The organism is Eionea flava (assembly GCF_055393785.1).
The window spans coordinates 1,478,682-1,491,071 of the sequence record NZ_AP036018.1 but is presented as its reverse complement, the minus strand read 5'-3'; the positions used below and the strand labels follow the sequence as shown (position 1 = coordinate 1,491,071).

Annotated in this window: 10 protein-coding genes; all 10 read left to right on the top strand. The window is 41.7% G+C overall.

Annotated features, from left to right (window positions below; all coding sequences use genetic code 11):
* The first annotated feature begins 223 nt into the window (after window positions 1–223).
* The 10 genes from ACZ5O6_RS06550 to fliI all read left to right on the top strand — a co-directional run bounded on the left by ACZ5O6_RS06550 (window position 224) and on the right by fliI (window position 12,382).
* A complete protein-coding gene (locus ACZ5O6_RS06550) occupies window positions 224–499 on the top strand; it encodes an HU family DNA-binding protein (protein ID WP_447091665.1) in 276 nt (91 codons plus the stop codon).
* Between the two features lie 298 nt (window positions 500–797).
* Window positions 798–2,708: a SurA N-terminal domain-containing protein gene (locus ACZ5O6_RS06545; RefSeq protein WP_447091664.1), complete on the top strand. Its 1,911-nt coding sequence runs from the start codon at window positions 798–800 to the stop codon at window positions 2,706–2,708.
* 305 nt (window positions 2,709–3,013) lie between these two features.
* Window positions 3,014–4,300, top strand: coding sequence for a sensor histidine kinase (locus ACZ5O6_RS06540; protein WP_447091663.1), 1,287 nt, complete (start codon window positions 3,014–3,016; stop codon window positions 4,298–4,300).
* 93 nt (window positions 4,301–4,393) lie between these two features.
* The gene (locus ACZ5O6_RS06535) at window positions 4,394–5,950 is read left to right on the top strand and encodes a sigma-54-dependent transcriptional regulator (protein WP_447091662.1); all 1,557 of its coding nucleotides are present in this window, start codon (window positions 4,394–4,396) and stop codon (window positions 5,948–5,950) included.
* 401 nt (window positions 5,951–6,351) lie between these two features.
* Window positions 6,352–6,540 carry a PA3496 family putative envelope integrity protein gene (locus ACZ5O6_RS06530; protein WP_447091661.1) on the top strand — a complete coding sequence of 63 codons (189 nt, stop codon included), beginning with the start codon at window positions 6,352–6,354 and terminating at the stop codon, window positions 6,538–6,540.
* A 193-nt stretch (window positions 6,541–6,733) separates the two neighbouring features.
* On the top strand, window positions 6,734–7,093 hold the full coding sequence (fliE, locus tag ACZ5O6_RS06525) for a flagellar hook-basal body complex protein FliE (RefSeq protein WP_447091739.1): 360 nt from the start codon (window positions 6,734–6,736) through the stop codon (window positions 7,091–7,093).
* A 54-nt stretch (window positions 7,094–7,147) separates the two neighbouring features.
* Window positions 7,148–8,845, top strand: coding sequence for a flagellar basal-body MS-ring/collar protein FliF (fliF, locus tag ACZ5O6_RS06520; protein WP_447091660.1), 1,698 nt, complete (start codon window positions 7,148–7,150; stop codon window positions 8,843–8,845).
* The gene (gene fliG, locus ACZ5O6_RS06515) at window positions 8,842–9,867 is read left to right on the top strand and encodes a flagellar motor switch protein FliG (RefSeq protein ID WP_447091659.1); all 1,026 of its coding nucleotides are present in this window, start codon (window positions 8,842–8,844) and stop codon (window positions 9,865–9,867) included. Before fliF ends, fliG begins: the two co-directional genes overlap by 4 nt.
* A 42-nt stretch (window positions 9,868–9,909) precedes the next feature.
* On the top strand, window positions 9,910–10,983 hold the full coding sequence (locus ACZ5O6_RS06510; protein WP_447091658.1) for a FliH/SctL family protein: 1,074 nt from the start codon (window positions 9,910–9,912) through the stop codon (window positions 10,981–10,983).
* Window positions 10,970–12,382: a flagellar protein export ATPase FliI gene (gene fliI, locus ACZ5O6_RS06505; RefSeq protein ID WP_447091657.1), complete on the top strand. Its 1,413-nt coding sequence runs from the start codon at window positions 10,970–10,972 to the stop codon at window positions 12,380–12,382. Before ACZ5O6_RS06510 ends, fliI begins: the two co-directional genes overlap by 14 nt.
* Window positions 12,383–12,390 lie beyond the last annotated feature (8 nt).

Here is a 12,390-nt window from a genome sequence, read left to right as displayed (position 1 = left end):
CATCACTCTCACCTAGATGGTGTTGATGATATGTATTACGTAGAACGCTATGAGTTAGTAAAAATAGCAAAGTGAACTATTGCACTACAATCAATCTACGATGTTAACGAACTTGATATAATCGTTAAGCAACGTAGTTATAAATACCAACTGTCTTATCTGCTCATCGTTTTTAAAGACATGGCAATGACAATAACAACATACTAATTAAAAGGGGCACATTGTGAATAAATCAGAGCTTATCGACGCTATCGCTGCATCAGCAGATCTTCCTAAAGCAGCGGCTGGTCGCGCATTAGACGCAGTTATTGATACTATAGAAGATACCTTAAAGAAGGGTGATCAAGTGACTTTAGTGGGATTTGGTACATTTTCTGTTAAGGACCGTGCCGCTCGAACAGGTCGCAACCCACAAACTGGTGCACCTATTCAGATCGCAGCAGCAAAAATTCCTGGCTTTAAAGCCGGTAAATCATTGAAAGATGCTGTAAATTCATAAATAACGTTCTTTCTTGATGAGGTAGACGACAGTTTACGTTATCAAATTGAGCAATGAAAAAAGGTGCATTTATGCGCCTTTTTTCATTATTCATAATAATAAAAGTTAGGTTGTTGGTTCTTTTGAATGTTTAATTGCTCGTCGATGTATTCGTTATTTTTTTGGTAGTAGTATTGCACCATGTCATCAGTGATTCATGATGATTGTGATATTATTTACTAATAATTTTGACTGATTTAACAATTAATTACACCACTGAATCATCACCATATAACACGTATTTTTATAGAGGCCATATATGCTGCAAGCAATGCGAAATAAAACTAAGGGATTAGTTGCTGTCTTTTTAATTGGTTTATTAACGATTCCGTTAGCATTAGTGGGTGTTGAAAACCTATTTTATGGCTCGTCACATGTTGGTGAGGCTGCTGAAGTTGATGGTGTAGTGATTACCGAGCGAGATGTTCAGCTTGCTATAGCGCGAGAGCGACAACGTTTGCAGTCTCAATTTGGCGATAGCTTTCCCGCCGCATTTTTCACGGACGAGCGGTTGCGTGAGTCAGCGATGAGCAGCCTTATACAGCGTTCGTTAATGGTAAGCAGTGCCAAAGAAGGCAATATGACCTTTTCTGAAAAAGAGGTGGATCAAGCAATTCTAGAACAGCCCATCTTCCAACTAGAAGGAACGTTTAATCAGCAACAGTTTTTACAAAGTGTGAGAAATTTAGGACATACACCGACGTCCTTTAGAGAACTGCTGAAAAGTGATTTATTGGCTAATCAACTACAAACAGCGGTTGTTTCTAGTGATTTTGTGACTGATCAAGAAATAAACCAAGCCGTTTCGTTATCTCGTCAAACACGAGATTTTTCGTGGATAACACTGCCACTAGGTGACTTACCCGCTAGTATCAGTGTTTCGGATGATGAAGTTGTATCTCATTATGATTCAAATAAGCAAGATTACTTATCTACAGAAGAGATTGCGATTGAGTATATTGATATTAATATTGATGAGATTTCAAAGGATATCACCATTGATGATGCGGCTATTCAGCAACAGTATGACGCGATCGTTGCTAGTTATCAGTCGAGTACACAACGTGAAGCTGCACATATCATGGTAGAGGGAAGTGATGATACTGCTGTGCAAAAAATCGCAGAAATTCAAGAAAAGCTAGCCGCAGGTGGTGACTTTTCGGCATTAGCCTCAGAATATTCAGATGACTTTGGTACACGAGATAATGGCGGTAGCTTAGGCGTCAGTACTGGTGATGCTTTTCCTGAAGCCTTTGAAGAGACACTTCTCTCTTTATCTGCGGGTGAAGTTTCCAAACCTGTAGAAATTGACGGTGCGACACATTTTATTAAACTTGTTAGCATAGAAGAGAATTCAGCTCCTACTTTTGAAAGTCAGCGGGCGAAAATCCTCAGTGATTTACAGCGCTCACAAGCGGAAGAACAGTTTATACAAGATGTTCAAACATTAGAAGATTTAGCCTATAACGCTGAAAACCTGAGTGAAGTCGCTAATGAAATCGGTATTGAAGCGCGTAAAACAACACTGTTTTCACGCGAAACGGCTTCTTCGACAGATCCAGTTCTGCAGGATGTGCGCATCGTAGAAGCGGCATTTAGTAATGACGTGGTGCGTGAAGGGCATAGTAGCGAAGTGATCAATCTATCATCAGACCGAGCGGTTGTGATTAAACTCATTGATCACAAGCCCGTTCGAACCTTGACGCTAGATGAAAAGCGTCAATCTATTATTGAAGAACTTCAACTAGAAAAGGCTAAGGCTCAAGTGGCTGAACAAGCACGCACTTTGCGTGTAGCTATTGATAGCGGCGTAACTATTACTGACGTAGCAGAAACAGAATCAGTAACCGTTGAGACACAAACCGATGCGCAAAGAAATACCGCAGGTGTTCCTGAAGATCTCCTCGCCAAAGTATTTGAAATGCCATATCCGGCAGAGTCAGAAGTATCAATACTGGAAACACATCTAGATAGTGGTGACTATGTCATTGTAAGCCTGTCTAAAGTGACGCCCGGTGACACCGAAAACCTAACGGATGCTGAGAGAGAAAGTTTGCGCACGAGTTTATCTTCGGGAATTTCTAATGACGAGTATCGTGCTTGGTTGGCAGCCTTAGAAGCTAATGCCGATGTTGATATCTATCGTTCACAAAATGCAGCGACTTACTAAGAACGCTCGTAACAAATTACTCCGGTGAAAGCCGGAGTCTAGCAAGTACTGATATTATGGATGTAGCGCATTAAGTGCTACAACTGTCCGGAATAATATCCTCGCCGTCATACCTGCGAAAGCAGGTATCTTGAATTGTAGTTTATTGATTCAGTCACGACACTTTTTTGTCGCTTTTTCTTCTCCATCTTCTAACACCTCTGTTATTGATTGATTTTAAACGTGTTTTTTAATTGGCACTGCCTTTGCTAATAAGATGTTAATGACCTGTTTATGTTAATTGGTTTTTCTTATTAGAGGACGCTATGGTAGAAATCGCTCATTACAATTCGTCGACAGATATTCCACTGCCTAATGTGCTGCTCAATCCTTTAAAAGATAAAGGGAATGTTGATGCTAGTGCTATTCAGGCAAGCACTCCAATTTCTAATGCACGAAAGCAAGATCAAAAGCTCTCTAAGTCAACAGTAGATTTATTTTCAGATCTATCTGAACAATTAACACAGTCCTATAGTTTACTAGAGCATCGTGTGGCGGATTTAACCTCCGAATTACATGATGTCAGCGAGCAACGCATAAAAGAATTAAAAGGCAAAGAGCAAGTAGCCAATCGCTTAGAGCAGCTCATTAATTTTTTACCGGGTGGTGTGATTGTTTTAGATCAGAGAGGTGTCATTGTTGATGTTAATCCTGCAGCAGAAGATATGTTGGAACCGCTGCTGAAAGGTCAGCTATGGAGAGATGTTATTAGTCATTGCTTTGCGCCAAAGAGTGATGATGGTCATGAGGTTTCAAATAACAAAGGTCAACGCATAAATATTGCCACACGATCACTCGGTGAAGATGGCCAGATAATCTTATTAACCGACCAGACAGAAACAAGACATTTGCAGGCGCAGCTCAGTCGGCATGAACGTTTAACCGCTTTGGGTAAAATGATGTCAACACTCGCACATCAAGTACGTACCCCATTGTCATCAGCCATGCTTTATAGCAATCATTTATTAAATGAATCGCTACCCGAAAATACACGTACAGAGTTCACACAAAAAATACTCAATCGCCTGCATGATATGGAAAGGCAGGTTAGGGATATGCTGTTATTTGTTAAAGCGGAAATGCCGCTAAATGATCAGCTGACCATTGGTGATCTTGAGTCGTTGCTAAAAGAATCAACAGAAATGATATTTGAGCAATACGAAGTGGGTTGTCAGTGGCTTATTGCAGATAGCAATAGAACAATGCATTGCAATAAAGATGCATTGACAGGTGCAATACTCAATCTCATCAATAATAGTTTGCAAGCAATGGATACGAAAGGGCAACTTCATATTGCTATTTACGCGGGCTGTGACCATGAAAAAAACATCTTGAAAATTGATATTGTTGATAATGGTTCCGGTATCGACGATAGCGTAAAAACACAGGTTAATGATCTATTTTTTACAACAAAATCTCAAGGAACAGGTATTGGTCTGTCTGTTGTTAATACAATGGCTAAAGCCCATAACGGCGGTGTTTTTATATTGCAAAACAATGTGCCGATAGGTGCAACGGCGTCACTACACCTTCCGATTCTGGTAAATATTTAATTGATATAACCTCTTAATAAATCGGAGTGAAAAATCATTCGCGACCTATTTAGAAGTTCCTTATATTCCCATAAAAGACAGAGAGACCTGACTATGTCCGCTTTAATGTCCCAATCAACCTTATCAAGTGCTTTTGAACCGCGTTCATTCAAAAGTAAAAAAACGTCGCAAGTAATATTAGTCGTAGAGGATGACTTTTCGTTGAGAGAAGCACTTCAAGATACTCTTGCTCTTGCTCATTATGAGGTTGTCAGTGCAAAAAGCGCCGAGCAGGCCTTAGCATTATTGGATCAGCATAAAAATATTTCTATGGTTGTTTCAGATATTAATATGGGTGAAATGAGTGGCCATGATTTATTGCAACATATAACGGAGCATCATGGGCACTTACCTGTACTTTTAATGACCGCTTACGGCAGTGTTCGAGATTCGGTTGATGCCATACGCCATGGAGCGGTAGATTATTTGGTGAAACCGTTTGAACCTAAAGAGCTCGTCGACATTGTTGCACGTTATTTAGGCAGCGCAATAACTAGCGACACCGATAGTCCTGTAGCAGAGGATGCCTACAGTCAGCAGTTATTACAGTTGAGTAAAAGAGTTGCTCAATCGAGTTCTACTGCTCTTATTTTAGGTGAATCAGGTACAGGAAAAGAAGTCTTAGCCCGATTTATACACCAGCAATCAGATCGTGTAAATAAACCATTCATTGCGATTAATTGTGCTGCTATTCCAGAAAATATGTTGGAAGCCATGTTATTTGGTTATGAAAAAGGTGCTTACACAGGGGCACTTGCCAGTACTCCCGGTAAATTTGAGCAAGCCAATGGAGGAACCTTACTGTTAGATGAAATATCTGAAATGGATATTGGTTTACAGGCTAAGCTATTACGCGTATTACAAGAACAAGAAGTTGAGCGATTAGGGGGTAAAAAAATTATTTCTTTGGATGTAAGAGTTATCGCAACCTCTAATCGTGATATGGCAAATCATGTGGCCCAGGGTAAATTTAGAGAGGATTTGTATTATCGCCTAAGTGTTTTACCTCTTGTATGGAAACCACTGCGAGAGCGCACTGACGATATTTTACCATTAGCGAAGTTATTACTAACCAAGCATTCAATGAAGCAAAAGCGTGGACAAATGTCGATAGATGCGAGTGCGTCTAAAGCGTTGGTTGCTTATCAATGGCCGGGTAATGTAAGAGAGCTTGATAATGTGATTCAGCGTGCACTTATACTTCAACAGGGAAACATTATTCAAGAAAACGATTTAGGTTTACATATAGGGATGATGCCAACCGTTCAACCACAAGCGCTATATTGCCCGGCAGATGCTTCTTCTCTTGACTCAACCTCTCATGGTTTTAATCATATGAATGGCGACTCTACTCAAGTGAGTACATATTCAGCAGAACAAAAAGAAGTAATAACTTCTGGTGAAAATCTAGAAAAAAGCGTGGAGCAAGTCGATTTTTCGGCACAACATTTAGGTGAAAACCTACAGCAAAAAGAATTTGAAATTATCGCTGCAACATTAAAAGAAGAAAATGGTAGTCGAAAAAATACAGCAGAAAAATTGGGTGTTAGCCCTAGAACTTTGCGATATAAATTAGCCAAAATGCGAGAGGCGGGCATGTTGGAAAACTAATGTAGATAGCAACGCCGATTTGAGGTCTTCAGTCAAAGCCCGTCGTAAATACATCCATGTAGGCTTAACATCAGTATCCATGCTGATGATATCGTTGACTGAAGGCTTGAAATCTATTTTTTAAACGTTAACGGGAAGCGATGAGCGCCTATAGTCATATTTCTTATAAACGTACAGAGCTTACAAAAAGGTGTTTTATAATAAAAATGTCTATTACTGAGTATTGATCTATTTGTTTTCTAGCGGTAAATTTCATTTGTAGGGGTAGGGCACTTAAGCTCAATAATACAATGTAGCACTGTTATGGCTTTGTCACATCAGTGACATATTTGTAATTTAGGATCCCTCCCTCATTTACCGATAAATGTGTTTCGTTTATATGTTTTTAGCAGGAGATCGCTATGAATGATGCTCATGATACTTCCACTCAGGCTTTGCCAGAATATTTTGATGAACTCGATATTGAGGCAGAAGCACCTATCAATGAAAACCTCCCGTCCATCGAATTAGATGCTCGCCGGCGCCTAGAAGAAAGGCTAGCAGAGCGTTTATTAGAGAGAGAAATGCGAGAATTTGATTTCGATTGTTAACATATCCTCGTCATAACCTCTCCTTTTCTAACGTTGAAATCAGCCTTTATATAAGGCTGATTTTTTATCGATTACAGCAGTCAATAATTGGCCTAATTTGTGCATTTTATCTAGTGGGCGTCGTTGAATAGCCAAAAAAATGGCATTCTCGACCGTTAATTCACGGGTTGTTATGTAATAAAGGTGGCATATGATTTCTGACAGAATGGATATCAATCGCGTACTGGCTGAAATGCGATCTATAAAGTCTCAGATGCAGACGCCCCCCATAGAAAAAACGGTGAACCCCTTACAGCCTTTACAGGAAGGCGTAAGACCTGTTGCTGACCCCTCCAGTTTTAGCACGGTTATGACACAAGCGGTTAATCATGTAGACGCGCTACATAAAACATCCAGCCAATTAGCCACCGCTTATGAGAAGGGTCAAGCGGGTGTCGATATTACCGATGTAATGATTGCGTCGCAAAAAGCCAGCGTGTCGTTTCAGGCGATGTTGCAAGTGAGAAATAAAATGGTCGAAGCCTATCGTGATGTTATGAACATGCCGGTATAACGCGATCCCAATAAAATAAGAAATTTCCGTTCAGTGGATAACGAGATATAAATAATGGCAACAGCAGATGCGACAGCAAATTCCGGTGAAGGCTTTACAAAAGACAAGTCCACCAGCAATTTAGTTGAAGGATTTAATAACCTCAACTTGCTCAGGCAAGTTGGCTTAATGGTAGCGTTAGCAGCGAGTGTAGCTATTGGTTTTGCAGTAGTACTTTGGACGCAAGAAGATGATTACCGTCCATTATATAGCAGCCTCAATAATTTAGATTCATCGGAAGTTATTGCTATCCTTGAGCAAAATGCTATTCAATTTAAAGTCGATACTAAAACAGGTGCGTTGTTAGTTGCCGCAGCAGATATACACAACGCACGGTTAAAATTAGCCGAAGTTGGCGTCCCTAATAATGGTTCTGTTGGTTTCGAGCTACTTGATAAAGAGCAACCTCTCGGTTCCAGCCAATTTATGGAAGCGACGCGCTATCGCCGAGGCTTAGAGGGAGAATTAGCGAGAACGATTACCAGCATGAATGCTGTAAGGTCGGCGCGTGTGCATTTAGCGATTCCCAAGCGTTCTGTTTTTGTGCGCGATGCCCGAGAACCCCGTGCATCGGTCTTTGTTGATTTATATCCCGGCCGAGCAATTAGTAATTCTCAAGTAGTGGCGATGACTAACCTTGTCGCATCGAGTATCACAGAGCTATCACTAAAAAATGTGACCATTGTTGACCAAAAAGGTAATTTACTCTCTAAAGGTGAAGAAGATCCAAAATTAGTTAAGGCGGCTCAAGAATTAGAATATACCCGAGAAGTCGAGAAAAAAATTATTAGCCGTATACAAGCGCTACTTGATCCGATTATTGGCAGTGACCGTTTTCGTGCAGAAGTAGCAGCACAAGTTGATTTTAATCAAGTCGAACAAGCAGAAGAAATGTTTAATCCCGACTTACCTGCTGTTCGCAGCGAACAAACGGTTGATGAGCAACGTATTGGTGGTGGGATAGGGGGCATACCCGGCGCATTAACTAATCAGCCACCTGGTGATGCTGAGGCACCAGAAAATGCAGTCCCTGGTGCTGGGGGCGATGCTGCACAACCAAGTAACTCACGCTCGCAGGCAACACGCAATTTTGAACTCGACCGAACAATGAGCTATACCAAACATCAAGTCGGTAAGGTACGGCGTTTGTCAGTAGCCGTTGTTATCGATGATCGCTTAACGACAGACCCTGCCACAGGCGAACAAAAATATGAAACATGGTCAGACAATGAGCTGGAGCGTTTAGCCATTTTAGTACGCGATGCCGTAGGGTTTTCCGCTGCGCGTGGCGATAGTGTTAACCTCATTAATACACCGTTTCTGAATGATGGTTTTCAAGATGGTGATATTCCAGCGATTAATTTTTGGGAAGAAGAGTGGTTTTCCTCGCTTATTAAACCACTCGTCGGTTTATTAATTATTCTTATTATGGTTGTTGGTTTATTGCGCCCCATTTTAAAAACCTTGGCACGTACTGGTTCTGAAACACGAGATGATGAAGAGGCACAACAACTGGCTGCTTTAGAAGCTGCAGGTTTAGGTTCTTTCGATGAGCTATCAGACGAGGCGGTTACATTAACCGGTAGTGCAGCGTTATCACTACCGGGGCCAGAAGAAAGCTATGAACAAATGTTGAATACCGTTAAAGGCTTGGTCGCTGAAGATCCAGGCCGAGTTTCTCAAGTGATTAAACGATGGATAAATGAAGAATGAGTGAAGCCGCCCCTCCTGCACAACCCACATTCAATATGACGACCGTCGAACAGGCGGCTATTTTGCTAATGAGTTTAGGTGAGTCTGATGCTGCTGCCGTACTCAAACATATGGGGCCAAAAGAAGTGCAACGTGTGGGTGCTGCCATGAGCCATCTTGCTAATATTGAGCAAGAGCAAGTACATATTGTTCTCGGTAATTTTATGGAGCAAGTGCGTAACCTAACAGGCTTAGGTGTTGGTGCAGACAATTATATTCGCGGTATGTTGGTGACTGCACTGGGTGAAGATAAAGCCAATGGACTCATTGATCGTATTTTACTGGGTGGTAATACCAGCGGATTAGATACCCTCAAATGGATGGAGGCTCGATCAATTGCTGACATCGTTAGAAACGAACATCCGCAGATTCAGGCAATTGTTTTGGCCTATTTAGACCCTGATCAATCAGCAGAAGTAATCGGCTATTTTCCTGATGCGGTACGCCTCGACATCATGATGCGAATTTCTGCACTAGATACGGTGCAACCCGGTGCCTTACAAGAACTCAACGATATTCTAGAAAAACAATTCTCTGGTAATGCTGGATCGCAAACCACGACAATGGGTGGCTACAAATGTGCAGCTGAAATTATGAATAACCTTGATAGTAGTATTGAAGGTGATCTTATGGAGGCGATTAAAGAAGTGGATGAAGATCTTGGTAATCAAATACAAGATCTTATGTTTGTCTTTGATAATCTTCGTGATGTTGACGATCGTGGTATTCAAGCGCTATTAAGAGAGGTCTCTTCTGAATTACTGATTGTTGCTCTTAAAGGCGCGGATAATGACTTGCAAGAGAAAGTTTTTGCCAATATGTCTAAACGTGCAGCTGAATTAATGCGAGATGACCTAGAAGCGAAAGGCCCAGTTAAACTATCAGAAGTTGAAGGCGCTCAGAAAGAAATATTGACGATTGCTCGTCGAATGGCTGACGCAGGTGAAATTATGCTCGGTGGTAGTGGTGAACAAATGGTCTAATGATTGATTCGTTCTTTCCTCAATAATGTAGTTGTATAAATTATGGTAAGTCTTGTTACTCGAATTCCCGCAGAAACGATAGAGCAGTGTGATGATTGGTCATTACCGAGTGTCAATTCTAAAAATACAGTGTCAGCGATTAAAGATGAAAAAAACAATATACGGCGTCGTGTTTTAGAAGAGCGAGAAAAAGCGAAAAAAATAAGTAAAGAAACAAAATTAAAAAAAACAAAAAGTGGCAATATCGGAGAAAATAATCGAGTAAAAGAAGAAATTATTGACGAAGAAATCGATACGGAAGATGTAGTCAATAGTATGTCTCCTGAGCAGTTAAAAAAAATTACAGAAGATGCTGAACAAGCCGGTTATGCAGAAGGTTATGAAAAAGGTTTTAATAAGGCAAAAGATGAAGGGTATCAACAAGGGACTGAAAAAGCTGAAAAAGAAAGTAATGAAAAGTTGTCAAAAAAACTAGACAGCCTAGAGAGAATAACCAAAGAATTAACCACCTTTTTTGATAATGAAAAAGACACACTTGAAACACAAATGGTGGATATTATCTGTCAGCTAACATCAGCCGTGATTAAAAGAGAGCTGAAAATAGACTCCTCGTCAGTCACGCAGGTGGTTCAAGAAAGTTTGCAGTTGCTGGCAAACCAAAGCAAGCATTTGACCGTTTATTTACACCCTCAAGACATTGATATTGTGCGAGAAAGGTTTGCCGATTCAGATTACGATATGGCGCTAGAAAGTGATGACACGCAGCTTCCTGGTGGATGTCGTATTGATAATCAACATACGATGATTAACTCATCAATGAATCAGCAGCTTGATGCTGTCATCAATCAGTTTTTAGCGCAATCAGACTCTCCAGCTAATCCTGATGTAGATCCTGAGAATACTGTGTTGCCGGTTACAGAGGCTAACAAATCTGTCGCTACTGAAGATCAACAGACCTCTGCGGCCGATAACAAAGAGCCTAAGCATAAAAATAAAGCCGCATCATCTACAGAAAGCCAACCGGTAGCAGAATCTACATCACCACCGGCGGCAAATACTGCCCCAATTAACACACCGACGACTTCATCAAAAGGCCAAGCGCATGAGCCAGAGTAGCCTATCATTATCCGAACGTTTACAACGCTACCAAGCGCCCCAAGCCGTTAATCAAACTCCTACGGTAGAAGGGCGTTTAATCCGTGTTGTCGGCTTAACTATGGAGGCCGTTGGTTTTCATGCTGCTATCGGTTGTCCTTGCTCGGTGATAAATGATGACGGTGAATCTCTCGATGCAGAAGTGGTCGGCTTTAGTGGTGACAAGCTGTTTCTCATGCCGGTTAAATCAATAATGGGCGTGCGCTCAGGTGCTCGGGTTATTCCTCAGTCTCAGGCCAGCCAATTAGCCATTAATGAAAAGCTACTCGGACGTGTCATCGATGGTCTCGGGCAGCCCATTGATGGCTTAGGTTGCTTAGAGAGTACACAAAGCGATATTTCTATGCGCTCTGCAGAGTCAGCGCGTATTAATCCTTTAGAGCGTGCCCCAATTAAAGACTCGCTAGATGTCGGCATTCGTGCAATCAATGCCTTAATCCCAGTAGGCAAAGGGCAGCGCTTGGGTTTGTTTGCGGGCAGTGGGGTTGGTAAAAGTGTTTTGCTTGGCATGATGACACGTTTCACTACTGCTGATGTCGTGGTTGTCGGGCTTATTGGTGAACGTGGTCGTGAGGTCAAAGAATTTATTGAGCATAGCTTGGGTAAAGAGGGCTTGGCGCGCTCTGTTGTTGTTGCTTCGCCTGCGGACGAAAGCCCGTTAATGCGGCTACGCGCTTCTCAGCTTACGAGTCAAATAGCCGAATATTATCGGGATCAAGGTAAACAAGTCCTATTGTTGATGGACTCACTCACTCGTTATGCTCAAGCACAGAGAGAAATCGCACTGGCTATTGGCGAACCACCCGCGACCAAAGGTTATCCACCCTCGGTGTTTGCCAAGCTCCCACAATTGGTTGAACGTGCAGGGAACGGGAAAGAGGGCAGTGGTTCAATTACTGCATTTTATACTGTGTTAACAGAAGGGGATGACCTGCAAGATCCGATAGCAGACTCTGCTCGTGCTATTTTAGATGGCCATGTCGTACTGTCTCGACAACTGGCCGAAAGTGGCGTTTATCCCGCGATTGATGTTGAAATGTCTATTAGTCGAGTAACAACAACGGTTGCTGAACCCGAACATATCAAGCGCTTACAGCGCTTCAAACAGTTATTGGCGACGTATTACAAAAATCGGGACTTAATTAATATTGGTGCTTACGTTAAAGGGGCTGACAAAGATATTGATACGGCGATTGAGTACTTCCCTCGACTACAAACGTTTATTCAGCAGGGAATAGACGATGCTGTTTCTCGTGATGCGAGTATAGTCGAATTACAAGCGCTCATGGATAGTGCGCAGGCCCAGACCAATAAGCCATTCACCAATACATCTTCCGCCGCTGCTAAGGTTAATACCTAATTGTGGCT